The organism is Duganella kummerowiae (assembly GCF_053572355.1).
Genome location: NZ_JBKFEH010000002.1, coordinates 357,041 through 383,841, shown reverse-complemented (window position 1 = coordinate 383,841; position 26,801 = coordinate 357,041). Strand labels below are relative to the sequence as shown.

The window sequence follows — 26,801 nt, the reverse complement described above, 5'->3', positions numbered from 1 at the left end:
GCCAATAGCTAGGATTGTGCTGCACGACGCTAAGAATAACAAGAAAGATGTCCGCGCCTCGCGTGAAGATTTTTATCATCAGAAGGGTGTCACTATGACCAACTTGTCCAACGCAGCATTGAAGGAGCAGAACCAGGAGGCGGTGTACGTCGCCTCCTTCGAGAATTTACGCATGACCGATGTCGAATCCGTGGGCGGCAAGAACGCCTCCCTGGGCGAGATGATCTCCCAGCTGGCCGGCGCCGGCGTGCGCGTGCCGGGCGGCTTCGCCACCACCGCACAGGCGTTCCGCGACTTCCTGTCGTACAGCGTGGACGGCGGCAAATCGCTGGCCGAGCGCATCGCCGACCGCCTGGCGGACCTGAACATCGACGACGTGCGCGCCCTGGCGCAAGCCGGCGCCGAAATCCGCCAGTGGATCATCGACACCCCGTTCCAGCCACGCCTGGAAGCGGAAATCAAATCCTTCTACGACCGGCTGGTGGCCGATTCCAGCACTGAAATGTCGTTTGCCGTGCGCTCCTCGGCCACTGCCGAAGACTTGCCGGACGCCTCCTTCGCGGGCCAGCAGGAAACCTTCCTGAACGTGGTCGGCATAGACAACGTGCTGGACGCCATGAAGCACGTGTTCGCCTCCCTGTACAACGACCGCGCCATCTCCTACCGCGTGCACAAGGGCTTCACCCACGCCGAAGTGGCCCTGTCGGCCGGCGTGCAGCGCATGGTGCGCTCCGACGTGGGCGCTGCCGGCGTGATGTTCACCATCGACACCGAGTCCGGCTTCAAGGACGTGGTATTCGTCACCTCCAGCTATGGCCTGGGCGAGACCGTGGTGCAGGGCGCCGTCAATCCGGACGAGTTCTACGTCCACAAGCCCATGCTGGAAAAGGGCAAGTCGCCCGTCATCCGCCGCAACATCGGCTCCAAGCTGATCAAGATGGAGTTCACCAACGAAGCCAAGGCGGGCCGCTCGGTCAAGACCGTGGACGTGCCGGTCGAACTGCGCAACCGCTACTCGCTGACCGACGCCGAAGTGGTGGAACTGGCCAAGTACGCCGTCATCATCGAGAACCACTACGGCCGTCCGATGGACATCGAGTGGGGCAAGGATGGCCGCGACGGCAAGCTGTACATCCTGCAGGCGCGTCCGGAAACCGTGAAATCGCAGCAGAAGGCCACCGACGTGCAGCAGCGCTTCAAGCTGAAATCGTCCGGCACGGTGCTGGCCTCGGGCCGCGCCATCGGCCAGAAAATCGGCGCCGGTCCGGTGCGCGTGATCACCGATCCGTCCGAGATGGAACGGGTGCAGCCGGGCGACGTGCTGGTGGCCGACATGACGGACCCCAACTGGGAACCGGTGATGAAGCGCGCCTCCGCCATCGTCACCAACCGTGGCGGGCGTACCTGCCACGCGGCCATCATCGCCCGTGAACTGGGCGTGCCGGCCGTGGTGGGCTGCGGCGACGCCACCGAGGTGCTCAAGGATGGCACTTTCGTGACCGTGTCCTGCGCCGAAGGCGACGAGGGCAAGATCTACGACGGCCTGCTGGAAACCGAAGTGTCGGAAGTGTCGCGCGGCGAGTTGCCCAAGCTGGACACCAAGATCATGCTGAATGTCGGTAATCCGCAGCTGGCCTTCGACTTCCAGGCCGTACCCAACGCCGGCGTGGGCCTGGCGCGGCTGGAATTCATCATCAACAACAACATCGGCGTGCACCCCAAGGCCATCCTCGAATATCCGAACATCGACGCCGACCTGAAAAAGGCCGTGGAGTCGGTGGCGCGCGGCCACGCTTCGCCCAAAGCCTTCTATGTCGACAAGCTGGCCGAGGGTATCGCCACCATCGCCGCCGCCTTCTGGCCCAAGAAAGTCATCGTGCGCATGTCGGACTTCAAGTCCAACGAGTACAAGAAGCTGATCGGCGGTTCGCGCTACGAACCGGACGAAGAAAACCCGATGCTGGGCTTCCGCGGCGCGGCGCGCTACCTGGCCGACGATTTCGCCGGCGCCTTCGAGATGGAATGCCTGGCCATGAAGCGCGTGCGCGATGAAATGGGCCTGACCAACGTCGAGATCATGGTGCCCTTCGTGCGCACCCTGGGCCAGGCCGAGAAGGTGGTGAACCTGCTGGCCAAGAATGGCCTGAAGCGCGGCGAGAACGAGCTGCGCCTGATCATGATGTGCGAAGTGCCGTCCAACGCCATCCTGGCCGAACAGTTCCTGGAGTACTTCGACGGCTTCTCGATCGGCTCCAACGACCTGACCCAGCTGACCCTGGGCCTGGACCGCGATTCCGGCATGGCCCTGCTGGCCGCCGACTTTGACGAGCGCGATCCTGCCGTGAAAGCCATGCTGTCGATGGCGATTTCGGCTTGCCGCAAGCTGGACAAATACATCGGCATTTGCGGCCAGGGTCCTTCCGACCATCCGGACTTCGCCGCCTGGCTGATGGAGCAGGGTATAGAATCGATGTCGCTGAACCCGGACTCGGTGATCGACACCTGGCAGAAGCTGGCTGCGCTGCAGAAGTAAGCCGGCCCGCCTGAGCGAGTACCCTCGTTGCCTGTCCGGGCGGCGGGGGTTTTTTTATGATGAGCCATGCTCATCATGGGGAAGGGGTGGGGAATACTTTCAAAGGAGGGCGCGGCATGAGCGACTGGAGCATCTGGCTGGCGGCTGCCGGCGTGATCGTGATACTGGAACTGTTCAGCGGCACCTTCTACCTGCTGATGATCGCCATCGGCGTGGCGGCCGGCGGCATCGCCGCGCTGGCCGGCGCAGGCGTCGCCGTGCAGGCGCTGGCGGCCGCCGTGGCGGGGGTGGCCGCCACCGCCGTCCTGCGCCGCAGCCGCTACGGGCGGCCGCGACGGGTGGCTGCCGCCAACGATCCCGACATCAACCTCGACATCGGGCAGACCGTCACCGTGCCGGCCTGGCAGGATGGCGTGGCGCGCGTCATGTACCGCGGCGCGCTGTGGGACGTGGAACTGGCGCCCGGCAGCGCTGCGGCGCCGGGACGGTACACCATACGCGAAGTGCGCGGCAGCCGCCTGATCGTGGCGGCATAACCCTATCGACGGAGACTTGCATGGAAATTGGCATCGGCAATGTGACTTTGGTCCTGTTCATCCTGGCCTTGGTATTCGTGTTCAAGACCATCAACGTGGTGCCGCAGCAGCACGCCTGGGTGGTGGAGCGGCTCGGCAAATTCCACGCCGTGCTGGCGCCGGGACTGAACATCGTGATTCCCTTCGTGGACCGGATCGCGTACAAGCACATCCTCAAGGAAATCCCGCTGGACGTGCCGCCCCAGGTCTGCATCACCAAGGACAACACCCAGCTGCAGGTGGACGGCATCCTGTACTTCCAGATCACCGACCCGATGCGCGCATCGTATGGCTCGTCGAACTACATCGCCGCCATTACCCAGCTGGCGCAGACCACGCTGCGCTCCGTGATCGGCCGCATGGAGCTGGACAAGACCTTCGAGGAACGGGAGCACATCAACACCGCCATCGTGAACGCCATCGATGAATCGGCTGCCAACTGGGGCGTCAAGGTGCTGCGCTACGAGATCAAGGACCTGACCCCGCCCAAGGAAATCCTGCACGCCATGCAGGCCCAGATCACGTCCGAGCGCGAGAAGCGCGCCCTGATCGCGGCTTCCGAGGGCCGCAAGCAGGAGCAGATCAACATCGCCAACGGCGAACGCGAGGCGCAGATCGCCCGTTCCCAGGGCGACAAGCAGGCCGCCATCAACCGGGCCGAGGGCCAGGCCGCCGCCGTGGTGGCGCTGGCCGAGGCCACGGCGCGCGCCCTGCGCGAGGTGGGCGCCGCCATCCGCGAACCGGGCGGCGAGGAAGCCGTCAGCCTGAAAGTGGCCGAGCAGTACGTGGGTGCATTTGCCCAGCTGGCCAAGACCAATAATTCGATCATCATTCCGGCCAACCTGGGCGACATGTCAGGCTTGATCGCCACCGCCATGCAGGTGGTGAAAACACAGAAGGACCAGCCGCTGGTGCGGCCGGCCGCCAAGTAAAGGAGCAACGATGGGAACCTGGGCAGTGGACGCCTTCGGCAACGATTATGCGCAGGACTGGGCACAGGACCTGCATGAGACCAGCAACCTCGATGCGGTGGAAAACACCCTGGACCAGGTGCTGCAGGCCGGCGATGAACTGGAGGCGCCCTACGCGGCCGAGGCGCTGGTGGCGGTGGAAGTGCTGGCCCGCCTGCAGGGCAAGGGCGGAGAGCAGACCGACGACAGCGCGGGCGTGGACGAGTGGGTGGCCGCGCGCAAGCCGAAAGCCAGGCCGCGCGCCGACCTGGCGGCCAAGGCGCTGCAGGCGCTGGACATCATCATCTCCAGCCGATCCGAGCTGTGTGCGCTGTGGGAAGACAGCGAGCACTACGAGGAGTGGCTGGCTTCGGTGGCCGACCTGCGCGCCCGCCTGGGCTGATCAGGCCGGCTCGGCCCAGTAGCGGTCCAGCTCGGTGAAGCCCCACTTGGACGCGTCCTCGCGCGAGACGATTTCATCGCGCGCACCGGGCGCGGCCAGGTCGATGTTCTCGGGCGGTATGTAGCTCATGGACTTGGACGAGAAAAAAGCCCGTATCACTGGCTGCAGCAGCGACTTGGTATTGTCCGCCACCACGCCCAGCTTGCCGGACTTGAGCTTGAGCAGGGTGCCCAGCGGATAGATGCCGATGCACTTGATGAAGGCGGCGAAGATGACGGGATCGAAGTGGCCGCCCTTGGTCCACTCCGCCATCCTGCGCAGCGAATCGGACGGGCACCAGCCCGGCTTGTAGCAGCGCGTCGAGGTGATGGCGTCGTACACGTCGCACACCGCGCCCATGCGCGCGTAAATGCTGATTTCCTGCGCCTTCAGGCCCTGCGGGTAGCCGCTGCCGTCGTATTTTTCGTGGTGGTGCAGACACACGTCGAGCGCGATGGGCGGTACTTTCGCGCCTTCCAGCAGCAGCTTGTGGCCGGCCGCCGGGTGCTGCTTGATGACGGCGAACTCCTCGTCGGTCAGGCGGCCCGGCTTGTTCAGCACCTCGGGCGGGATCGCCATCTTGCCTACGTCGTGCAGCAGGCCGGCCATGCCGCAATCGCGCACTTCCTCGTCGCTCAGGTTGAGCTGGCGCGCCAGCACGATCATCATGGCGCACACCGCCACCGAATGCAGGTAGGTGTAGTCGTCGGCCTCTTTCAGGCGCACCAGGCTGACCAGGGCGCGCGGGTTGCGCGCCACCGAACCGGCGATTTCCTCCACCAGCGGCACCGCCGCCGACACGTCGGACAGCTTGCCCATGCGCGCTTCGTTGAACATGGACGTGACCTGGGCCTTGGACTTGGCCACCAGCTTGCTGGCGCGTTCCAGTTCGGCCGTCATGCCGGTGGGGGCCGGCTTGGGCAAGGTGTAGGCGGGGCCGGTGGCGGCGGCCGCTGTGACCGGGGGGTGTTCCTCTTCCTCGTCCTCGCCGGGCAGGTCCAGTCCCTTGGCGGTGTCTATCCACAGCTCCTTCACGCCGCTGGCCTGCAGCTTTTTGAGCTTCTCGGCGCTGTCGATGGGGAAGGACGTTTGCCAGAAAGGGGTATGCAGCCAGGAGCCGCACAGTTGGTGGACATACATGCCCTGGATGGCCAGTTCTACGGGTATTTTCTTCAACATAAGCGTTCAGGTCGGGCGGATTGAACAAGCTCAGGGAAGGGGAGCGGAAACCGGATGGCGGGCGACGGGATAGGGGCGCTCCACGGCGAAATCTTATCACAGCCGCCACCGTGTAACAGAGCGTAAAAAGTGATGGTTGGTGATAATCCGGCGCCGGCATTGGTGTTAATGTAACGTTGCTATAACTCACGATGGAGATATGATGTTTTCTTTCAAACGCAGCTGCGCCGCGCTGGCGCTGCTGCTCTGCGCGGCCGGCGCGCAGGCTGCCGAGGCACAGTGCCGCTACAGCCAGCTGATGGAATTGCCGGTCAACCTGGGCCGGGGCATGCACCTGCTGGTGGACGGCAAGATCAACGAACAGCCGGTCACGATGATGCTCGATACCGGCGCCTGGAGCACGGCGGTGACCCGGCCCATGGCTGAAAAACTGGGCCTGTGGCTGGAGCCCAAGTCCGGTTACAGCTATGGCGTGGGTGGCGCCGCGCGCAACTATGTCACCAAGGTCAAGCAGATCAGCCTGAAGGAACTGGAGGCGCGCAACGCGCCCATGAACGTCATCGATGGCGACAAGCTGACCGGTTTCGACGTGATCCTGGGCGTGGATTTCCTGCTGCAGGCCGACCTCGAAGTCTCGCTGGCTGATAAAAAACTGCGTTTCTTCCGCTCCCAGGGCTGTGAGCAGAAGGGCCTGGGTTACTGGAGCGCCGATGTGATGGACGTGCCGCTGATCGACGACCGCAGCGACCGCCGCCCGCTGATCGAGGTCGAGCTCAACGGCAAGAAGGTGATCGCCCTGATCGATACCGGCGCGCCCGGCAGCACGGTGGACGCCGACCTGGCGCAGGAACTGGGCGTGTCCCCCATTCCGGGCCGGGTCTACAAGGCCCAGGGCATAGGCAACGAGGTGGTCGAGCAGCGTCCGGCCGATTTCGCCACGCTGAAGATAGGCGATGAGCTGATCAAGACTCCGCGCCTGGCCATCCTGCAGCGCGCCCAAAGCGGCTACCGCCTGCCGCGCATGATACTGGGCGCGGACTACCTGAAGGCGCACCGCATCCTGATCGCGCGCAGCCAGAACCGCCTGTACTACTCGTACAGCGGCGGCGCCATCTTCGACCGCTTCCAATGAGGCGCGCGCTGGCCGGATGCGCGCTGCTGCTGGCGGCGGTGCTGCCATGGGCGGCGCGGGCGCAGCAGGGCGGCTGCGCCTACACCAAGGTGGGTGAGCTGCCGCTCCAGTACCAGCAGGGCGGCCTGGCGCGGGCCCAGGGAGCGATCAATGGCGCGCCGGTGTCCATGGCGCTCGATACCGGCGCCTACAAGACTTTTTTGCTGCGGTCCACGGTGGAGAAGCTGGGTATCAGCCTCGGGCGCGCCAACGAGCGTACCAGCGGCGTGGGCGGCACCATTTTCACCGCATCGGCCAAGATCAAGGAATTCACGCTGGGCGAGGTCCGCACCAGCAACGCCGAGTTCCCGGTGCTCGATGCGCTGGACAAGGCCGATTTCGGCGTCATCCTGGGCGCGGACTTCCTGCTGCAGGCCGACCTGGAATTCTCGCTGGCGGAGCGCAAGGCCAAGTTCTTCCGCGCGCACGGCTGCGATGACAAGGGGCTGGGCTACTGGGCCGCTGATGTGATGGATGTGCCGCTGCGCGGCGAGGCCGGTGAAAACCGGCCCATCATCGAGGTGCTGCTGAATGGCCGCAAGGTGCTGGCATTGCTGGACACCGGCTCCGCCTCGTCCGGCGTGGACGCGGCGCTGGCGGAGGAACTGGGCGTGGCGCCGGCAGCCGGCGCCCGTACCTACAACGCGGTGGGCGTGGGCGATGCCCGGCGCGAGGTGCGCTTTGCCGAATTCGCCACTTTGCAAATTGGCGATGAGCTGATCAAGGCGCCCAGCCTGGGCATCAACTCCGGGCCGGCCTTCAGCGAACACCGCATGATCATCGGCCTCGATTACCTGCGTTCCCACCATATCCTGATTTCGCGCAGCCAGCACCGCTTGTATTACTCGTACACGGGCGGACCGGTATTCGAGCGTCCCGAGCAGCGCTGAATGCTTTGATGTAGCATGGCGGCATGGATACGCACGACCGCCAGCTAGACCAGTTAGCCAGCTTCCTCGACGCCCACCGCGAGGTGCTGGTGCTCACCGGGGCCGGTCTCAGCACCGCTTCCGGCATCCCCGACTACCGCGACCAGGATGGCGTGCGGCGCGGCCGCCAGCCGGTGCAAGGGCCGGAATTCCGTCGCTCGGACGCCGTGCGCCGCCGCTATTGGGCGCGCAGCATGGTGGGCTGGCCGACCCTGGCCCAGGCCGCGCCCAACAACGGCCACCGCGCCCTGGCCGAGCTGGAAGCGGCCGGCCGTATCGGCGGCGTCATCACCCAAAACGTGGACGGCCTGCACCAGCGCGCCGGCAGCCGGCGCCTGATTGAACTGCACGGGAATATCCATGGCGTGGTGTGCCTGTCGTGCCGCGCGCTGTACCGCCGCGCCGATATCCAGCAGCAGCTGCTGGCGGCCCATCCGCAGCTGGCGCACACCGAGGCCCAGGCCCTGCCGGACGGCGACGCCCAGCTGGAGCCGGAAGCGCTCGAGCATTTCCAGGTGCCGCAGTGCGAACGCTGCGGCGGCGTGCTGCAGCCCGACGTGGTGTTCTTCGGCGATACCATCCCGCCCGGGCGCACGGCCGACGCCCTGCGCCGGATGGAGGAGGCGGATGCGCTGCTGGTGGTGGGATCGTCGCTGATGGTGTTTTCCGGCTACCGCTTCTGCAAGCTGGCGGCCGAGGCGGGCAAGCCGATTGCCGCCATCAATATCGGCAAGACGCGCGCCGATGACCTGATCGGCCTGAAGCTGCAGGCATCGGCCCAGGACGTGCTGCCGCGCCTGCTGTAACGCAGTTCTGCAATTCAGTTCTGCAGCAGCATCGAGCGTATCACGGCTTCCTTGGCCAGCACGTAATCCTGGCCGGCCAGCACGAAGTTGGTGTTGGGCTGGATCACCTTGATGTTGATGAACACCATGTCGCTCGTTTCCGCATAGGAGCCGACCACGATGGCTTGGGCGTCGTGGGTTTGCGCCACTTCGCCGATCTCGCGCGTGAGCATCAATTCGCCCTGGTTGCGCTTCAGGTAGACGCTGTTACGCAGCTTCATTTCCACCATGCGCATGCCGCCCTGCGCCAGGCGCGTCGACAGCTGCTCGGACACCAGCCGGCCCAGGGTGGTGGTGCGGTCCAGCGCATCGATATTGACCACGGTGGCCATGATCAGTGGCTTGTCCGGCACCAGCTTGCCGTTCAGCTGGCGCAGCAGCGAATCGGCGGCCTTGTAGTTGGCTTCGATGAACTGGTTGGACGACACGGTCGAATAATTTCCCTCGTCCTTGACCGGAGTGGAGCAGCCGGCCAGCAGCAGGGGCAGGGCCAGCGCGCAGGCGCCGGCCAGTCGGTAGGGGTAGGCCATGGTGTCAGTCTCCGCGTACCTGGTAGGCCTTGGTCAGCTTGGGGCCTTCCGGCGGCGGCGGGTCGATGATGCCGTACAGCTGGCGGTCGGTGTCGGCCACGTAGTAGGCCGAGGTGTTGCGCGCCACGTAGCGGTACTGGTCCGAGACCGACACGGTGACGATGATCTCGGTCCTGGGCGTGGCGCCGGGCGCGAACTGGGCGTTGAACCAGCTATAGGCGTCGTAGCCGCCGGCCGCCACGGTGGCGCTGGCGATGACCGGCGCCTCGATGGCGGTCAGGGCCCACACCCCGCCGGCCAGCGCGGTGGCGTCGCCGTGGTAGCGGTATTGCGGACGGTTGGGCGTGAAGCTCACGGCCTGCACGTCCATCTCCACCTTGAGCGAGCCGGCCGGCGCGCGCGAGACCACATAGCCGTCGTTCACCAGCGAAGTGGTGAGCTGGGCCGCCAGTGCGCGCTGGAAGGGCGAGGGCTGGGCCGGTTCGGCGATGTAGACCGGACGCGGCGGGCTTTTCTTCAGTTCCGCCAGCAGGGTTCTCTCGATATGGCTGGAAATGATGGCCCAGTGCTGGGCGGCCTGCAGCTTGGGTTGGCCGGTGGTGGCAAAGTTGGTCGCCAGCGGCGCCGGCGTGTGGTGCGATGCGCAGCCTGCCAGCAGCAGGCCGGTTGCCATCGCAGCGGCGAATTTCAGCGCCATGGAAGCCTCGTCTTGGTAAGAATATTGCGCGCCACGGTACAGCGCACAAACGTAAAATCGTCCGGGAGCCAGTTTATCATGGATGTTTCTAGTTAGAAATTCGGACACAAGAAAAAACCCGGTGCGGGACCGGGTTTGTCGTGGCGGGCGCAACATCCAGGGACGGGGGAGCATCCCGGGGCGGCATGGCGTGGCACCGGAAGCGGATCAGCGGCGGATGGTCTTCATCGCGGCTTCGACCTCGCGCTTGCCATCGCGGTCCTTCTCGGCGGCGCGCTTGTCGTGCATTTTCTTGCCCTTGGCCAGGCCGATCTCGCATTTCACGCGGCCGCCCTTGTAGTGCAGGTTGAGCGGGACCAGGGTGTAGCCGGCGCGCTCCACCTTGCCGATCAGCTTGTCCAGCTCCTGGCGGTGCAGCAGCAGCTTGCGGGTGCGCACCGCTTCCGGGCTGATGTGGGTGGAGGCGGTGGGCAGGGCGCTGATGTGGGCGCCGAACAGGAACAGCTCGTCGCCCTTGACGGTGACGTAGGCCTCCTTGATCTGCACCCGCGAGTCGCGGATGGCCTTCACTTCCCAGCCCTCCAGCACGATGCCCGCTTCGTAGCGGTCTTCGATGAAGTAGTCGTGAAAGGCTTTGCGGTTATCGGCGATGGTCATGGAACAGTCTACGGGTAAAAACAGGCTTGGTCGGTTAAACTACGGTTTCGCGGGGCAAGCCTGCGAATATTTCAACATCATAGCAAACGGTTAGACTATGGCAGTAGTACATAAATCAGTTTTCCTCGGCTACAGTGCGCAGCAGATGTTCGACCTGGTGGCCAGGGTCGAGGATTATCCCAAGTTCCTGCCATGGTGCGGCGGGGTGGAAGTGCGCGAACGCGGCGAGAACAGCGTCACCGCCAGCGTCGGCATCAATTACCACGGCGTCAAGCAGAGCTTCACCACCTCCAACGTCAACACGCCGCCTACCACCATCAAGATGGCGCTGGTGGACGGGCCTTTCAAGGCCCTTAACGGCACCTGGACCTTCAAGCCGCTGCGCGAGGACGCCTGCAAGATCGAACTGGACCTGCAGTATGAGTTTTCCAGCATGATACTGGAACAGCTGATCGGTCCCGTGTTCGGCATGATCGCCAACAGCATGGTCGATTCCTTCTGCAAGCGCGCGGACACGGTGTATGGCCAGCCTGCTTGACATCCAGGTCTGCTATGCGCTGCCGGACCGCCAGTGGCTGCGCCAGCTGCAGGTGGCCGAGGGCTGCACCATAGGGCAGGCCATTGCCGCGAGCGGGCTGCTGGCCGAGGCGCCCGGCATCGACCTGTCCACCATGCAGGTCGGCATCTACGCCAAAAAAAAGACGCTCGATACGGTGCTGCGCCAGCACGACCGCATCGAGATCTACCGGCCGCTGATTGCCGACCCGAAAAATGCGCGCCGGCGCAGGAAGAGGGGATGAGGCCTCCTGGCCGGTGCTATCATTTCTGCCATAACCAATAAGGATAGGGTGGTTCGGAGAACAAGCGCAAACTATCCCTGACGATAGTGCCGGTCACGCATCTGGTCACGGTGGTCTTCATGCTTTGATGGCGTTGGAACGCTGCCATTATCTGTTTTTTTGCCAGCAGCCGCTCGCCGCCGGCGACCGGGTTCCAGCAGATCCGTGGCGACAGCAGGAATTGCATGTCGGGATATTTACCTTTGCGCCAGCAGCGGATTGCGCACAGCACGTGGTTGCTGGCCACATGTTCCACCGCGACCTCCCGGGCTGCGGCAAGATCGGAACCGTCGCGGATCTGGTAGGTGTAGGTCTTGTAGGCGGCGCCCAGGGCGACAGCGTAAATCCAAATCCATTCGCCGTCTTCGTCGCTGCAGCCCTCGATGGGAAAGTAGGGCGCGACCTGGGGCCGCAGTGTCAGGCATACGGCAGTCTTGGGGCTGATATCATGGCGATCTTCCCGGTAAACCGGCAGGTTGTCGATGTAGTGTTTCCACAGTGCGCTGGTCAAACCTTCGGTGGACTTCAGGGTAATCACAATGTAGGTATTGGGATCGTCTTTTAACCAGACGCGATAGCGGGTTTTATGCGGTGAAAATGGTTCGGCGGCCTTGGGTATGCCCGAGTCATCAAATTTGGCTACTTGCTGAGTGTTGAGGTGCTTCATATCTATCTTGACCTTTAATTCGAGGTCCAGATCCTCGCCCCCGAGTAGCAAATTTTGCATGAACTGGAATTCCGGCGTCTGGCGGTTATGAAAGCCGTTGGAAAAGATCTCTTCAGGCGGCCGGGTATCGCCCCGAAAGGCCAGCGAATTGATGATGGAGGTTTCGGTCAGTCGCATCGGTTTTCTCCAATGGAATCGACAGTATGGCGCCAGGAACAGTTGCTTGCCTCGATGGAGCCACCGGGCTGCGCTGGTGCGTCGCCAGCCAACGATACATTGTACTGTCAATTAAATAATATTTGTTCATTATGCGCGGCTTGGTTTTTCGCCGATCCAATACTATGATGCCGAACTCCAACAGCTTGGGACGCCGCAGCCATGAATGAACCCGATTACTCGCACTATGATGAGGCGCAGCTGCGCCAGGTGCTGGCACGCATCGACGCGCAACGCTATCCGGAACGGGTGCGGGCGGTGCACGAACGGCTGGCGGAACTGGAGGGGTTGGCGGCTGATCGCGCGGCGCAGCCGCCCTGCGCCGGGCCTGTGCGTGGGGGCGACCTCGATATCATCCGCCGGGTTGGCAAGGTGCTGTTGGCCATCGGCGTGGTGGATACCTCGGCGGCGGTGATGTTCACGCTGGCGGGTGTAGCCTATCCGTCCACCCTGAACCTGATGGCCCTGGCCGCCGGCGCCGTGCTGTGGAGTGGCAGTTTGCGCAGCGCGGTCGTGGTGCGCTGGCTGGCAATGCTTTCCTTGCCGGGAACCTTGATCCTGACCCTGCTGCTGCTGACACAGCCGCTGGAATTGAGCCTGATCGAGCTGAAGCTGACGCCGGTCTGGTTCCTCGGCACGCTGGCGCTGTCGCTGCTGGCCATCGCCGTGGTGTACTGGACCCAGCGCCAGCTGGGGAGGGAAGCCGTGCTGGCGGCGCGCGCGGCGGCCGGCCGCAAGGCCTATGGCATGGCCCTGCCGCTGGGCCTGGGCGCGGCGCTGGCGCTGGCCGGCTACGGCTTCAGCTACGCCATGCTGCACGGCGAACGCGCCGAGCGTGCCATGGCCATGGTGGCCAGCCAGTACGGCCCGCAATACCGCTACCACGTCAGCTCCCTCAACGTGGTCAAGAACGCCAGCGGCGACTACGTCAGCGGCGCCGTGCTGGTCTGGAGCAGGGACAAGCTGGCCCAGGTCCCCGTCAGCTGGCGAGAGTGACGGGGAACGCCGGACTGGCTTACTTGCCGTGCAGGTCCACGCTGCGGGCGTCGAGGTGCAGCTTGACGGTAGCGGCGGGTTGGGCGGTGGCGGAATCGGCCAGCGTGACGATGTAGTCGCCGGCCGCGATGTTCCAGCGCTTGGCGGCGCTGTCGTACACGCCCAGCAGGCGCGGGTCGATGCGCACCGTGGCCTTGCCGCTGGCGCCGGGCTGCAGGTCCAGCTTGTCCCAGCCCGCCAGGCGTTTCGGGGCTTCCCAGCCGCCGGCCGCCGGCGCCACGTACACCTGCGCCACATTCTTGCCGGCGCGCTTGCCAGTGTTCTTCACGCTGAAGCTCACTTCCATGCCGTTGCCGGCCGCCCGCGCCGCCAGGCCCTCGTACGCGAAACTGGTGTAGGACAGGCCGTAGCCGAAAGGGAACAGCGGCTTGTGGCCCTTGAGGTCGAACCACTTGTAGCCCACCGCCGCGCCTTCGATGTTGTAGTCGGTCGTGGCTTTTTCCTTCACCGCTTCATCCTTGGTGTGGGCGTCGCCGTCGATCACGGGACGCGGCAGCTGCGCCACCGAGGACGGGAAGGTGGCCGGCAGGCGGCCGGACGGATTGACCTCGCCGCTCAGCACGCGCGCGATGGCGCCGCCGCCGCTGGTGCCGGGATACCAGGCTTCCAGCACCGCGCCGACCTGGTCCAGCCAGGGCATGACCACCGGGCCGCCGGTCTCCAGCACCACCACGGTATTCTTGTTGGCCTTGGCGACGGCCGCGATCAGCGCATCCTGGGCGCCCGGCAGGTTCAGGTCGGGCTGGTCCAGGCTCTCGCCGGTCCACTGGGTGCCGAACACGATCACCACGTCGCTGGCGGCGGCCAGTTTGGCGGCCGCCGCCGCATCCTTGCCGTTGTTGTAGGTCAGTTTGGCCTTGCTCAGCTTGCCCAGTTCCTGCAGCGGCGACGAACGGTGGTACACCATGGGACCGGGGAAGCCTTTCGGGCCCTCGTTGGGAACGGCCATGCCGCCCAGCGGATAGACCTGGGCCGAGCCGCCGCCCGACAGCACGCCGACGTCGGCATGGCCGCCGATGATGGCGATGGTTTTCACGCCGGCGCCCAGGGGCAGCAGGCCGCCACGGTTCTTCAGCAGCACGATGGCTTCCTCGGCATCCGCTTGCGTGACCTTGGCGTGCGCCGCGAAGTCGATGCCGGCCGAGGGCGAATCCGGCGCCTTGACCGGATGCTCGACCACGCCGTTGGCAAACATGGCCCAGGCGATGCGCTTGACCATGTCGTCCAGGCGCGACTGCGGCACGTGGCCGTTGACGACCGCTTCCTTGAGCGCCTCGTTGAAGTAGGGCGACTTGTCGAAAGGATGGCCGGATTGCTGATCCAGGCCGCTGAGCGCGGCCGGGATGGTGGAATGGGTCGCGCCCCAGTCCGACATGACGAAGCCCTTGAAGCCCCAGTCGCCCTTGAGCACCTGGTTGAGCAGGTAGTCGCTCTCGCAGGCATAGGGGCCGTTGACGCGGTTGTAAGAGCACATCACGGAGCCTGGATTGCCGCGCTCCAGGGCGATCTGCAGGGCCAGCAGGTCCGACATGCGCCCGGCCGCATCGGCGATCCTGACGTTGATGGTGTTGCGGTTGGTCTCCTGGTCGTTGAAGGCGAAGTGCTTGAGGGTGGAGACCACGTGGTTGGACTGTATGCCGCGTATCTGCTCGCCCACCATGACGCCGGCCAGCAGCGGGTCCTCGCCGCCATACTCGAAGTTGCGGCCGTTGCGCGGTTCGCGCATCAGGTTGACGCCGCCGGCCAGCATCACGTTGAAGCCGGTGCTGCGCGCCTCGGCGCCTATCATGGCGCCGCCTGCGTAGGCCAGCTTGGGATTCCAGGTGGCCGTGGTGGCCAGGCCGGAGGGCAGGGAAGTGCGCTCATACGGCGACTTGGAGGCGGCCTGGGTGGCCACCCCGACCCCGGCGTCGGTCTGCCACTGCGAAGGCAGTCCCAGGCGCTCGATGCCGGGGATGTAGCCGGCCGAATCCTTGCGGCCCGCCTCCGGCGCCTTGAATTTCTTCGGCTCGAAATCGGTGGAGAAGTAGCCGAACACGGTCTGGATTTTCTCGTCCAGCGTCATGGCGCCGACCAGTGTGGCGGCGCGCTGCTCGGGGGAGACGGCGCTGTCCAGCCAGGGCCGGTCGGCTGCCGCCGCGCCGTTGATCATCAGGGGATATGCTAATGCGAGGGACAGCCATAGACGTTTCTTCATGCTTCTCCACTTTCCTTATTATGAGTAATCAGCGTGGGACCAGCACCTCGAGTGCGATCCTGTCTCCTGCCTTGAATCCGGTCACGCGCGGCTCCGGCAACAGCTGGCCGGCCTGCCTGACCAATACTTCCGCTACGTCCGCGCGCACGATCTCCACCTCGAAGGTGGCGCCGCGGAACTGGCGCGTCACCTTCATGCCCGGCCAGGCCCGGGGCAGCTGCGGCTTGACCAGCAGGGCGTCGCCGTCGCCCTGCAAACCGCACAGGCCTTCGATGAAGCAGCGGTAGGCCCAGGACACCGTGCCGGTGTTGAACAGCTGGCTGGAACGGCCCGCCGTGCGCGGATACTGATGATACGCGCCCCGATAGTAATTGGGTATGAATATCGGCAGCTGGCCGCGCTGCAGGTAATCCTGTTCGTCGGGTCCCGGTATCATCTGGCGCAGCGCGCGCCAGGCCCGTTCGCCTTCGCCTATCGTGTACAGGCTGTAGATGTAGAAGATGGCGGCGTGGTTGTACACCGCGCCATTTTCCGCCGATCCCGGATGCTTCTGCGTCACGCGGCCGACATCGTCGCGCATGGCGCTGTAGGGCGGTGCGAACATCTGCACGCCGTAGGGGGTGCTGAGCTGCTCCTCGACCTGGGCCAGCACGGACGCGCGCTGGCCGGCGTTGGCGGCCCCGCCCAGCATGGCCCAGGCTTGCGGGTTGAGGTAGATGCGGCCTTCCACGTCCTTGCGCACGCCGAATACCACGTTGTCGTCGGTGATGCCGCGCGCGTACCAGTCGCCATCCCACAGGTGTTCGTTGGCGGCGCGGTTGACGGCCTGGGCGCCGCTGCGGTAGCGCACCGCCGCCTCGTGCTGCAAGTGTTTTTCGCACATGGCGGACCACAGGTTGAGCGCGTAGGCGGTGGCCACGGTCAGCCAGCCGGACACGCCGCGCCCCTTGTAGCCCACCATGTTCATGGGGTCGCACCAGTCGCCCTGGGCGATGTAGCTCAGGCCGCGGTGGTCGCGCGCCTGCAGCAGCCAGTCCATGGCGGCGCTGACGCGCTCGAACACGGTGCGGGTCTGGCCGTCGCTGCCCGTCACCGCTTCGTCCAGCAGGGCGTAGTCGTCGGTCTCGTCCAGGTAAACCTTGAGGCTGACCGGCAGCCACACGCAGTGGTCGGTGTGCGGCACCTGGTTGATGTACTTGAGTTCCGCGCCTTCCACCAGCAGGATACCGTCCGGCATGGCGCCGCTCGCTTCCTGCTGCGACAGCGCGTGCAGGAAGGCGGCGCGCATGGTGGACGGCCGGATGTAGCTCATGCCCATGTTGTCCTGCAGGTAGTTGCGGGTCTGCGGATCGGTGCTGAGGCGGTTGACATCGCCGTGGTAGTACACCTGGCGCGGCAGCCAGTGGTTGACGAAGTTGTCCAGGTCCGCATCCGGTGTTTCGATGCGCAGCACGCCCCGTCCCTGCGCCACGTAGTCGGCGTAGGCGGCGGCGGTGGCGGCGAAGGCGCGCGCGTTCAGGTATTTGTCGCGCATGGCGCGGATTTCGGCGTCGTCGAACGCGGGGCCGAACAGGAAGCGGTAGGCGTGCGAGCCGCCGGCCTCCAGCTGCAGCCGGTACTGCACGGCGGCGGTGGGCGTTTCGTAGCGGGCGTCGCTGCCGGATAGCTGCTCGGCCAGCACGGCGGACGGCGCGTGCAGGCCGCCTTCGCCTTCGAAGGCCTGCTGGCGCGCTTCCCAGGCCTGCGGCGCTTCCTCGCACAGGAAATAGGTCTTGTCCTTGAAATCCTTTTGTTTGAAGTAGTCGGCCACTTTCTGGTACGGCGCCACGCAGCTGGCCACCACGCCGCCCAGGTCGGCGCGGTATTCGGCCGACTGGTTCATCCACGACATATAGCCGATCGGGAAGTAGGGATAGACGCTGAGCCGGCGCGCGCGGCCGGACAGGTCGGTCACGCGCAGCGACCATAGTTCCGCCACGTCGTCCACCGGCAGGCCCAGGGTCAGTTCCACCCGCAGGCCCAGGTGCTCCACGCGCCAGGCGATATCGCTTTTCCCGGCCGAGAATGTAAAGCTTTCCACCGGGGCCCGCACAGGTTCGTAGGGGGCCGAAAACAGCTGTCCCGTGTCTTCGTCCTTGATGTAGAAGAAGCGGCCCGGATGGTGCGCATAGTAGTTCTGCTCCGGCTGCATGAAGGTCTTGGCCTCCAGGTTGGGGGCATGGGCGTACTTGGCCGGCTCCGGCTGCATGAACTGGGCCGTCGCGTAGCCGCGGCAGGTCATTTGTATCATCATGCGGCGGTTCCACAGGAAGCCGCCCGCCTGGGGCATGGCGGTGGGGCTGGTCAGTTCATAGCGGTCGCCATTGTGGGTCGGGCGTAACAGCATCAGTGCTTCTCCATGGGTGACTTGCGGTGTTCGAGGTCGGACTGGATGCGCGCCAGCGCGGCCCGGTCCAGGTTATAGAAGAACATGACGGCCACCGCCAGCAGGGCGAAGGCGGCCGGAATGAAGGACATCAGCCACAGGATGCCCTGCTGCGAGCCGGCCGATTGCACCGCGTTGGCCACGTAGCCGAGCCGGGTGAAGATGGCGCCGATCACGGCCACCGCCAGCGCCGTGCCCAGCTTCTGCGAGAAGGTGGCGGCGGCAAAGGTCATGGCGGTGGCGCGGCGCCCGGTGCGCCATTCGTTGTAATCGGCCGTGTCGGCGTACATGGAAAAGGCCAGCGGCGACTTGGGGCCCAGCGCCAGGCCCATGCCGACCTGCAGCGCGAACATCAGCCACACCTGTTCCGGCGGCACGAAATAGAAGGCCGAGGACAGCACGGCGGTAATGCCCATCAGGACCATCATCAGCTTTTTCTTGTCGATGTAGCGCGTCATCAGCGGCGTCAGGGCGGCGCCGGCGGCGGCCGACATCATGTAGGCCGGCACGAAGCCCTGCATCAGCTCTGGCCGTCCCACCACGTACTTGAAGTAGTAGGCGGCGCTGCTGGTGCGCAGGGTGATGGTGACCATGATGATCAGCGCCAGGAAGAACAGCGCCATCCAGGGCCGGTTGCCGGCCAGGTCGCGCACGTCCTGCATTACGTTGGAGCGCTGCGCGGCCACCGGCGCCACGCGCTCGCGGGTGTTGAGGAAGGTGACGATGAACAGGCATGAGGCCAGTGCGGCCCATGCCAGCATGGTGAGCTGCCAGCCCAGGCGCTCGTTGCCTTGGCCCAGCCAGGACACCAGGGCCGGCGTGGCGGCCGTCACCAGGGTGCTGCCGGCAAAGGCGAAGATGAAGCGCAAGCCGTTGACCACCGAGCGCTCCTGCGGATCGGCCGACAGCACGCCGGACAGGGCGTTGTAAGGGATGTTGATGCCGGTGTAGCACACCATCATGAGCAGATAGGTGGCGTAGGCCCACACGATCTTGCCGTCGCCTTCCAGGCCGGGCGTGGTGTAGGTGAGCAGGGCGGCGGCCGCCAGCGGCAGCGGCATCCACAGCAGGTAAGGGCGGAACTTGCCCCAGCGCGTGCTGGTGCGGTCGGCGGCGGCGCCGATCAGGGGATCGGTGAAGGCGTTCACCAGCTTGACGGTAAACATCATGGAGGCGGCGGCCGCCGCCGAGATGCCATACACGTCGGTGTAATAGATCAGCAGGAAGGTGGCGACATTGGTCCAGTAGAAGTTGAAGCCCATGTCGGCGATGCCATAGCTGACCTTTTCGCGCCAGGACAAGGGGGCAGGGGCGGCGAAAAGTGGGCGGCCCTGGCCGCTGTCCTGGCCGGGGCCGCCCGAAGCGGCGTGGCGGGCGGTCATGCCGCCGCGCCGATAGGGAGAACAACTCGCATCGTGCACATCCTGTCTTGTTAGCGCTAACATCAAATGGGAGTTTAGCCGTTTCGATAATAATGTAAAGCTTTATCGATGCTGCGCCGCAGCAGGCAGGGCTGGCCCGGCCGGCACGGTCACGCGCTTTCGCGTGCCATCAGCGTGAAGCCCAGGTCGATGCTGGTGGCCTGCGGGGTCTCGCCCTTGATCACGGCGCGCAGCAGGCTGGCGGCCTCGTAGCCGATGCGGTAGCGCGGCGTGCCGATGGTGGTCACGGAGGGATTCATCCAGGCCGAGGCCGGCAGGTCGTTGAAGCCGCAGATGGCCAGCTCACGCGGCACCTGGATGCCGCGCCGCTGGCACTGGTAGATGGCGCCGTGCGCCAGGTCGTCGTTGCAGCAGAAGATGGCGGTCACGTCCGGCGCCTTGGCCAGCATGCGTCCCAGCAGTTCGGCGCCCAGGGCGATGGTGGACGGGTCCGGCACCATCACTTCCAGGCCGGGATCGGCCAGGCCGGCGTCCTGCATGGCCTTGCGGTAGCCCTCGGCGCGGCGCAGGGTGCGCTCGTCGAGCTGGGCGCCGATGAAGCCGATGCGGGTGTGGCCTTTCTTGATCAGGTAATTGGCCATGGCGTGGCCGGCCTGGAATTGCGAAAAGCCCACGGTCAGCTGGGCCGGGTCGGTTGACATGTCCATCATGGAGACGATGGGCACGCGCGAACTGGTCAGCATGTTACGGACCCGCTCGCTGTGGCTGAGGCCGGACAGCAGGATGCCGTCCGGGTTCGATTGCAGGTAAATGCCGAGCAGCTTTTCCTCCTCGGCGTCCGAATAGCGGGTGTTGCCGATCAGGATCTGGTAATCGTCCTGGTCCAGCGCATCCTGGATGCCGGCCAGCACCTCGGTAAACACGGCGTTGGACAGCGAGGGCACCAGCACGGCAATCATCTTGGACTGGGACGAGGCCAGGGCGCGGGCGGCGCGGTTGGGCACATAGCCCAGTTCGGCCACGGCTTTCTCGACCCGGTCGCGCAGAACCTGCGACACCATCTCTGGCGAGGTGATGGCGCGCGAGGCCGTCATGGTGGCCACGCCGGCCCGTGCGGCCACCGCGGCCAGGGTGATGCGCCCGCTGGCGCGGCTTTTACCGCCTGTCGTCTTGCTCATCCGTGATATCGCTCAGGGTGGTGATTGATAGCGATATCATACGGTAGCGGCGCGCCAACGGCTACGTTGAGGGAACATTATTTGCAATTTGCAAGTGTTTGCTGGCTGCGGCATGCCGGACAAGGGGCTAGCCCCGGGCGGAAGTCCGGACAGAATGCCGATTTCTCTGTATAATCTGCTTTTGCGCCTATAGGAAATGCTATGCGTCTACTCCAAAAAGCACTCACTTTCGATGATGTGCTCCTCGTCCCCGCGTATTCGAACGTCCTGCCTGCCGATACGTCCCTCAAGACCCGCCTGACCCGCAATATCTCGCTGAACATTCCGCTGCTGTCGGCGGCCATGGACACGGTCACCGAGGCCCGCCTGGCCATCGCCATGGCGCAGGAAGGCGGCATCGGCATCATCCACAAGAACCTGGCGCCGAAGGACCAGGCGCGTGAAGTGGCGCGCGTCAAGCGTTTCGAGGCCGGCGTGCTGCGCGACCCGATTACCATTCCGCCGGACATGAAAATCCGCGACGTCATCAAGCTGACCGAGCAGTATGGCATTTCCGGCTTCCCTGTGGTGCAAGGCAAGGAAGTGGTGGGCATCATTACCAACCGCGACCTGCGTTTCGAACAGGAACTGGACGCCGAAGTGCGCGCCAAGATGACCCCGCGCGACAAGCTGGTGTACGTCAAGGAAGGCGCCGACACGGCTGAGGCCAAGCGCCTGATGAACAAGCACCGCCTGGAGCGCGTGCTGGTGGTCAACGACGCCTTCGAACTGCGCGGCCTGATCACTGTCAAGGATATCCAGAAATCCACTGAACACCCGAACGCGTCCAAGGACCAGCACGGCAAGCTGCTGGTGGGCGCCGCCGTCGGCGTCGGCGCCAAGGATGAAGAGCGCATCGAGCTGCTGGTGGCGGCCGGCGTGGACGTGCTGGTGGTGGACACCGCCCACGGCCACTCGCAAGGCATCCTGGACCGCGTGAAGTGGATCAAGACCCGCTTCCCGCATGTGGACGTCATTGGCGGCAATATCGCCACCGCGGCGGCCGCCAAGGCGCTGGTGGAGTACGGCGCGGACGCGGTCAAGGTCGGCATCGGCCCCGGTTCCATCTGCACCACCCGCATCGTGGCCGGCGTGGGCGTGCCGCAGATCACCGCCATCTCCAACGTGGCCGAAGCGCTGGCCGGCACCGGCGTGCCCTGCATCGCCGACGGCGGCATCCGCTATTCGGGCGACATCTCGAAAGCGCTGGCTGCCGGCGCCTCCACTGTCATGATGGGCTCCATGTTTGCCGGCACCGAGGAAGCGCCGGGCGAAGTGATACTATACCAGGGCCGTTCCTACAAATCGTATCGCGGCATGGGCTCGCTGGGCGCCATGTCGGACGGCTCGGCCGACCGCTACTTCCAGGACGCCGCCATGAAGGCCGACAAGTTCGTGCCGGAAGGTATCGAAGGCCGCGTCGCCTACAAGGGCAGCGTGCTGGCCATCATCTTCCAGCTGGTGGGCGGCGTGCGCCAGTCCATGGGCTACTGCGGCTGCGCCACCATCGACGAGCTGCGCGAAAAGGCCGAGTTCGTCGAGATCACCTCGGCCGGCATGCGCGAATCGCACGTGCACGATGTGCAGATCACCAAGGAAGCGCCGAACTACCGTTCCGGCGACTAAGTCCTTGCAACGCCGGCCGCTCGTGGCCGGCGTTTTTTCATCCCGATTCCTAGACCTCTTCAGTCCTCCCCATGCATTCCAAAATCCTCATTCTCGACTTCGGCTCCCAGGTGACCCAGCTGATCGCGCGCCGCGTGCGCGATTCCGGCGTGTTCTCGGAAGTCTATCCGTATGACGTCAGCGACGAGTTCGTGCGCAACTATGGCGCCTCCGGCGTCATCCTGTCGGGCAGCCACAGCTCCACGCTGGAAGGCGACGCCCCGCGCGCGCCGCAGGCCGTGTTCGAATTGGGCGTGCCGGTGCTGGGCATCTGCTACGGCATGCAGACCATGGCGGCCCAGCTGGGCGGCAAGGTCGAGAACGGCCTGGTGCGCGAATTCGGCTACGCCGAGGTGCGCGCCCGCAGCCACACCAAGCTGCTGGACGGCATCAACGACTTCGTCACCGACGAAGGCCACGGCATGCTGAAAGTGTGGATGAGCCACGGCGACAAGGTGCTGGAAATGCCGCCCGGCTTCGTCCTGATGGGGAACACCCCGAGCTGCCCGATCGCCGCCATGGCCGACGAGGAGCGCCGCTACTATGGCGTGCAGTGGCACCCGGAAGTGACCCACACGGTGCAGGGCAAGGCCATGCTGGGCCGCTTCGTGCACGAGATCTGCGGCATCAAGGCCGACTGGAACATGCCCGACTACATCAGCGAGGCAGTCGAGAAAATCCGCGCCCAGGTCGGCAAGGACGAGGTCATCCTGGGCTTGTCCGGCGGCGTCGATTCCTCGGTGGCGGCGGCCCTGATACACCGCGCCATCGGCGACCAGCTGACCTGCGTGTTTGTTGACCACGGCCTGCTGCGCCTGAACGAAGGCCAGATGGTGATGGACATGTTCGCCAAGAACCTGGGTGTCAAGGTGATCCGCGTGGACGCCACCGAGCAGTTCATGGGCCAGCTGGCCGGCGTTACCGATCCGGAGCAGAAGCGCAAGATCATCGGCCGCGAGTTCGTGGAAGTGTTCAACGCCGAATCGGCCAAGCTGGTCAACGCCAAGTGGCTGGCCCAGGGCACCATCTACCCGGACGTGATTGAATCGGCCGGCAAGGGCAAGAAGGGCCAGACCATCAAGAGCCACCATAACGTGGGCGGCCTGCCCGAGCACATGAAGCTGCAGCTGCTGGAACCGCTGCGCGAACTGTTCAAGGATGAAGTGCGCAAGCTGGGCGTGGCGCTGGGCCTGCCGCACGACATGGTGTACCGCCATCCCTTCCCCGGTCCGGGCCTGGGCGTGCGCATCCTGGGCGAAGTGAAGAAGGAATACGCCGACCTGCTGCGCCAGGCCGACGCCATCTTCATCGAAGAACTGCGCAACACGCCGTACGAGGCCACCGTGGTGCCGGGCTTCGACCAGGACAGCGTGCCGAAGAACTGGTACGAAGCCACTTCGCAGGCGTTTGCCGTGTTCCTGCCGGTGAAATCGGTGGGCGTGATGGGCGACGGCCGCACCTACGACTATGTGGTGGCGCTGCGCGCGGTGCAGACCCAGGACTTCATGACGGCGCACTGGGCGCATTTGCCGCACTCGCTGCTGGGCAAGGTGTCCAACCGCATCATCAATGAGGTGCGCGGTTTGAACCGTGTAGTGTACGACATCAGCGGCAAGCCGCCGGCGACCATTGAGTGGGAATGATTTCCCGTTAGGCGAGCGCTGGCGACAGCAGGCAGCTCAACCAGGACAAGCCCCTGATTTCAGGGGCTTTTTTTTATTCCGAGCTGGCGAAGCCGGCAATCCCTGGCAAGCGCAAGCAAGCCCTGTCGATGGTATTTCTGATGGACCGGATTTGAACCCTTGCTGGAGGGATTTGTCTAAAGCTTGTTTATGATCGAAGAATGTTGCGGCATTTGATGGTATACGTTCCCGTAAGTGTTTGATTCTTTAAGTGAATTCCATGCTGACGAAGCACCGGGGCCTTGATGGTATACCGCAGACCAATTTGCAGAAGAGCCTGCCGTTAACCCATTGAATATACGCGATTTTCGGACATCTGATGGTATCCGAGGCCCGATACCATCATTGACACCTGGAGGGCGGTATGTTGAGCGAGACTAAGTTACGGAACCTGAAGGCAAGAGAGAAAGCGTATAAAGTGGTCCCCGTTGGCCAGGTTAAATTCCTCCACCCTTGGCCAGGTCAAAATCCCCCAGGCAGGACACTCCGGATTGTAGTCCATGTTCCCGCCGTTGGCCTTGTCAGTCCGGCTTGACGTCGGCGGACGTCAAGCGCGTGAGCCGTGACGCGGCCTCCTTCAGCCGGTAGCTTTTCCCCTCGAACTCGAGGATGTGAGCCCGGTGCATGAGCCGGTCCAGGATGGTGGTCGCCATGGTGTTGTCGCCGAGGTACTTGCCCCAGTCCTGCACGACCCGGTTCGAGGTCACCACGATGCTGCGCTTGAGCTTGTAGCGCTGATGTACGAGCGTCTGCAGCAGTTCGCCTGCCTTGTCGCTGATGCGGCGCGCCAGAAACAGATCGTCGAGGATTAGCAGGTCGGCATCGACCAGCATGCGCAGCTGCTGCCGCTGCTCGGTGTCGCCACCGAGCGCGTACGCCGCGAAGGCCCCGTCGGCCTCCAGATAGCGCACCTTGTGGCCCTGCAGCGTGGCCTGGTAAGCCACCGCCTTGGCGATGTGGCTCTTGCCCGTACCCGGCCTGCCGATGATCAGCGCGTTCTGTCCCTCGGCGATGAACTTAAGGGTGTGCAACTCAAAGCACGCCGCCCTCGGCAGCTTGGGATTGAAACGCCAGTCGAAGTCGGCCAGCGACATGCGTTCATCAAGGCCGCTTTGCTGGTAGCGCCGCTCCATCAGGCGCGAGCGGCGCCGGTCCAGTTCATCCTGCAGGATCAGCGCGAAGGTGTCGAGGAAGGGTTCCTGGTTGGCTTGGGCCTGCAGCACACGGGTGTCGAGGGTGGCGCGGATGCCGGACAGGCGCAGCTCGCGCAAGGCGCGTTCGATCTCGTTCATAGTCATGGTCATGGTTTTTCCTTGGTCGGTGTCATGGCGGCGCTGGCGTTGGCCGCGTGCGTGAACAGGTCGGCGTAGTCTTCGCCGTCGCGTATCAGTGGATGGTGCTGCTCCAGGTCCAGTTCGGCCTGGCGTGGCGCGTCGATCTCGGCCATCGCCTGCGCCAGCAGGCGTTCCGTCAAGTTCTTGATCGACTGGTAGGTCCGCACGTTCTCCTGCAACGCCTGGGCGCAGGCTTGGTCGATCAGGCGCCGTGGGTAGCGCTTGGCCAGCCCCACCACGCCGCGCAGCTTGCGCTGACCGACCCGGCCCTCATGCTCGAACCACTGCTGGCACAGGCGCAGCGTGGCCTCGCCGATGTCGCCGGCCTGGGCCAGGATGCGGCGCGTCTCGCGCGATGGGTTGAAGGGCCGCTCGTCGTCGGGCAATAGCACGCTGCCGGGACGCTGAGCACGCGGATGGGCGCGCAACAGGGCCAGCGTAACGCGATCACGGATCTCGACGTGGCGCTCGAACAGGCGCACCAGCACCCGGCTGCCGATCTTGGCCGGTCGCGCCGCAATAGCTGCTGTGCTCGATGCGGATGCAGGTGTCGTCGGCGACGGTACGCTCGCACTCGGTGTAGTAGGCGAAACCCTGCAGCGGCAGCGCGCCGAGGTGGGCGCGCTCTTCCTGGAACATGGCCTCGACCTAGCGGCGGGTAGAGCCGTGGATGCGCGGTGCCGCCCATTTGGTTTCCCACTGTTCGAGGAAGGCGTTCTGCTCGTCGATGGTCTCGAAGCGGCGCCCCTTGAGCGCGGTGCTCTGGGTGTGCTGGATCGCGTTCTCCACAGTGCCCTTGCGGTTCGGATCGCGCACCCTTGCAGGGTCGGCGACGACACCGTAATAGGCCAGCACGTCCCTGTAGACGGGGTTCAGCTCTGGTTCGTACAGGTCGGGCTTGATGACGCCCTCCTTAAGATTGTCGAGCACAACATAAGCCGTCGTGCCGCCGAAATACCGGAAGGCCTGCTCGTGCAGCTGGGCCCAGGTTTCCTTCGACGAGTTCCACACCACGCGCCGGAAGCAGCGGCGCGAGTAGCGCAACGTCATCACGAACAAGCGTGGCCGCCGATATCGGTCGCTGCCGGGGATGCGCGTCAGCGCCGCCTCGCCATAGTCGACTTGCGCCTCCTCGCCAGCGGCGAATTCAAGCCGGTCGAACTGCTCCGGCTCGCGCCGCACCAGCCGGCCGGCGAAGCGCTTGACGCTGTTGTAGCGGCCGGTGAAGCCGAACTGGTCGACCAGGTCCTGGTAGATCGACGTGTAGTTGCGGCGCAGGCGTAGCTGGGCGTCGATGAAGGCGCGGTGCGGTTCGCACAGCGATTGCGGGCCGCTGTCGATTGCCGGTGGCCGGGGCGGGGGAATTTCAACCTGGGAGCCGGCGGCTGGGGTGGAGGAATTTGACGGCGCCGCCCCGGTGGCCAGGGTGGGGGAATTTGGTTCCGGCCCGGTCATGCCCTGTGCAAGGCGGCGGATGGTTTTGCGGTCCACCCCGGTGAGCCGCGCTATCTCGCGCTGGCTGGTGCCGTTCGCCAGCAGAGTGGCGACTGTGGTGCGTTTGTTTGGTTTCAAGACGTTCACCCTCCATGCTCCCCTTCGATGGTCGAAGGGGT

At 64.8% G+C, this 26,801-nt stretch carries 22 protein-coding genes and 1 pseudogene; 12 read left to right on the top strand and 11 right to left on the bottom strand.

Annotation, left to right across the window (positions count from 1 at the left end; translation table 11 throughout):
- Positions 1–94: 94 nt before the first annotated feature.
- The 4 genes from ppsA to ACLB1G_RS02445 all read left to right on the top strand — a co-directional run bounded on the left by ppsA (position 95) and on the right by ACLB1G_RS02445 (position 4,461).
- Positions 95–2,533, top strand: coding sequence for a phosphoenolpyruvate synthase (gene ppsA, locus ACLB1G_RS02460; protein WP_491625581.1), 2,439 nt, complete (start codon positions 95–97; stop codon positions 2,531–2,533).
- Between the two features lie 116 nt (positions 2,534–2,649).
- Positions 2,650–3,069, top strand: coding sequence for an NfeD family protein (locus tag ACLB1G_RS02455; RefSeq protein ID WP_491625580.1), 420 nt, complete (start codon positions 2,650–2,652; stop codon positions 3,067–3,069).
- A 20-nt stretch (positions 3,070–3,089) separates the two neighbouring features.
- Positions 3,090–4,040, top strand: coding sequence for an SPFH domain-containing protein (locus tag ACLB1G_RS02450; RefSeq protein ID WP_491625579.1), 951 nt, complete (start codon positions 3,090–3,092; stop codon positions 4,038–4,040).
- Between the two features lie 10 nt (positions 4,041–4,050).
- On the top strand, positions 4,051–4,461 hold the full coding sequence (locus ACLB1G_RS02445; RefSeq protein ID WP_491625578.1) for a DUF4259 domain-containing protein: 411 nt from the start codon (positions 4,051–4,053) through the stop codon (positions 4,459–4,461).
- Here the strand turns inward: ACLB1G_RS02445 and ACLB1G_RS02440 are convergent, their stop codons facing one another.
- Entirely contained in the window at positions 4,462–5,679 is a 1,218-nt protein-coding gene (locus ACLB1G_RS02440) for a cyclic di-GMP phosphodiesterase (protein ID WP_491625577.1), read from the bottom strand.
- Positions 5,680–5,878: 199 nt separating this feature from the next.
- On the opposite strand from ACLB1G_RS02440, the gene ACLB1G_RS02435 reads away from it, so the two are divergent.
- Genes ACLB1G_RS02435 through ACLB1G_RS02425 form a run of 3 tightly spaced genes read left to right on the top strand, consistent with a single transcriptional unit; the run spans position 5,879 to position 8,585 of the window.
- Entirely contained in the window at positions 5,879–6,811 is a 933-nt protein-coding gene (locus ACLB1G_RS02435; protein ID WP_491625576.1) for an aspartyl protease family protein, read from the top strand.
- Positions 6,808–7,740 carry an aspartyl protease family protein gene (locus tag ACLB1G_RS02430; RefSeq protein WP_491625575.1) on the top strand — a complete coding sequence of 311 codons (933 nt, stop codon included), beginning with the start codon at positions 6,808–6,810 and terminating at the stop codon, positions 7,738–7,740. The genes ACLB1G_RS02435 and ACLB1G_RS02430 overlap by 4 nt, the downstream gene beginning before the upstream one ends.
- 23 nt (positions 7,741–7,763) lie before the next feature.
- Positions 7,764–8,585, top strand: coding sequence for an NAD-dependent protein deacetylase (locus ACLB1G_RS02425; RefSeq protein WP_491625574.1), 822 nt, complete (start codon positions 7,764–7,766; stop codon positions 8,583–8,585).
- 14 nt (positions 8,586–8,599) lie between these two features.
- On the opposite strand, the gene ACLB1G_RS02420 is transcribed toward ACLB1G_RS02425, so the two are convergent.
- The 3 genes from ACLB1G_RS02420 to smpB all read right to left on the bottom strand — a co-directional run bounded on the left by ACLB1G_RS02420 (position 8,600) and on the right by smpB (position 10,508).
- A complete protein-coding gene (locus tag ACLB1G_RS02420) occupies positions 8,600–9,154 on the bottom strand; it encodes a FlgO family outer membrane protein (protein ID WP_491625573.1) in 555 nt (184 codons plus the stop codon).
- A 4-nt stretch (positions 9,155–9,158) separates the two neighbouring features.
- Entirely contained in the window at positions 9,159–9,851 is a 693-nt protein-coding gene (locus ACLB1G_RS02415) for a YajG family lipoprotein (RefSeq protein WP_491625572.1), read from the bottom strand.
- A gap of 207 nt (positions 9,852–10,058) precedes the next feature.
- Entirely contained in the window at positions 10,059–10,508 is a 450-nt protein-coding gene (smpB, locus tag ACLB1G_RS02410; RefSeq protein ID WP_491625571.1) for an SsrA-binding protein SmpB, read from the bottom strand.
- A 97-nt stretch (positions 10,509–10,605) separates the two neighbouring features.
- Here smpB and ACLB1G_RS02405 point away from each other — a divergent pair, with 97 nt between their 5' ends.
- Positions 10,606–11,046, top strand: coding sequence for a type II toxin-antitoxin system RatA family toxin (locus tag ACLB1G_RS02405; RefSeq protein ID WP_491625570.1), 441 nt, complete (start codon positions 10,606–10,608; stop codon positions 11,044–11,046).
- Positions 11,030–11,308, top strand: a complete 279-nt coding sequence (locus ACLB1G_RS02400; RefSeq protein WP_491625569.1) for an RnfH family protein — start codon at positions 11,030–11,032, stop codon at positions 11,306–11,308. Before ACLB1G_RS02405 ends, ACLB1G_RS02400 begins: the two co-directional genes overlap by 17 nt.
- 19 nt (positions 11,309–11,327) lie before the next feature.
- Here the strand turns inward: ACLB1G_RS02400 and ACLB1G_RS02395 are convergent, their stop codons facing one another.
- Positions 11,328–12,191 carry a hypothetical protein gene (locus ACLB1G_RS02395; RefSeq protein WP_491625568.1) on the bottom strand — a complete coding sequence of 288 codons (864 nt, stop codon included), beginning with the start codon at positions 12,189–12,191 and terminating at the stop codon, positions 11,328–11,330.
- Between the two features lie 201 nt (positions 12,192–12,392).
- On the opposite strand from ACLB1G_RS02395, the gene ACLB1G_RS02390 reads away from it, so the two are divergent.
- Complete coding sequence (locus ACLB1G_RS02390) at positions 12,393–13,226, top strand: hypothetical protein (protein WP_491625567.1); 834 nt, start codon at positions 12,393–12,395, stop codon at positions 13,224–13,226.
- Positions 13,227–13,245: 19 nt separating this feature from the next.
- Here the strand turns inward: ACLB1G_RS02390 and ACLB1G_RS02385 are convergent, their stop codons facing one another.
- The 4 genes from ACLB1G_RS02385 to gntR form a co-directional block, all read right to left on the bottom strand.
- Complete coding sequence (locus ACLB1G_RS02385) at positions 13,246–15,483, bottom strand: glycoside hydrolase family 3 C-terminal domain-containing protein (protein WP_491625566.1); 2,238 nt, start codon at positions 15,481–15,483, stop codon at positions 13,246–13,248.
- Between the two features lie 28 nt (positions 15,484–15,511).
- Positions 15,512–17,869 carry a GH36-type glycosyl hydrolase domain-containing protein gene (locus ACLB1G_RS02380; RefSeq protein ID WP_491625565.1) on the bottom strand — a complete coding sequence of 786 codons (2,358 nt, stop codon included), beginning with the start codon at positions 17,867–17,869 and terminating at the stop codon, positions 15,512–15,514.
- Positions 17,869–19,290 carry an MFS transporter gene (locus ACLB1G_RS02375; protein ID WP_491625564.1) on the bottom strand — a complete coding sequence of 474 codons (1,422 nt, stop codon included), beginning with the start codon at positions 19,288–19,290 and terminating at the stop codon, positions 17,869–17,871. The genes ACLB1G_RS02380 and ACLB1G_RS02375 overlap by 1 nt, the downstream gene beginning before the upstream one ends.
- A 149-nt stretch (positions 19,291–19,439) precedes the next feature.
- Positions 19,440–20,468, bottom strand: coding sequence for an HTH-type transcriptional regulator GntR (gene gntR, locus ACLB1G_RS02370; protein WP_491625563.1), 1,029 nt, complete (start codon positions 20,466–20,468; stop codon positions 19,440–19,442).
- 201 nt (positions 20,469–20,669) lie between these two features.
- Between gntR and guaB the strand changes: the two genes are divergently transcribed.
- Both guaB and guaA read left to right on the top strand, forming a co-directional pair.
- Positions 20,670–22,133 (top strand): IMP dehydrogenase, encoded by a 1,464-nt coding sequence (gene guaB, locus ACLB1G_RS02365; protein ID WP_491625562.1) that lies wholly within the window; start codon positions 20,670–20,672, stop codon positions 22,131–22,133.
- A 71-nt stretch (positions 22,134–22,204) separates the two neighbouring features.
- Positions 22,205–23,815: a glutamine-hydrolyzing GMP synthase gene (gene guaA / locus ACLB1G_RS02360; protein WP_491625561.1), complete on the top strand. Its 1,611-nt coding sequence runs from the start codon at positions 22,205–22,207 to the stop codon at positions 23,813–23,815.
- A 560-nt stretch (positions 23,816–24,375) separates the two neighbouring features.
- Here the strand turns inward: guaA and istB are convergent.
- Positions 24,376–25,158 (bottom strand): IS21-like element helper ATPase IstB, encoded by a 783-nt coding sequence (istB, locus tag ACLB1G_RS02355; protein WP_491625560.1) that lies wholly within the window; start codon positions 25,156–25,158, stop codon positions 24,376–24,378.
- A pseudogene (istA, locus tag ACLB1G_RS02350) lies at positions 25,155–26,769 on the bottom strand (IS21 family transposase). Before istA ends, istB begins: the two are co-directional and overlap by 4 nt.
- Positions 26,770–26,801 lie beyond the last annotated feature (32 nt).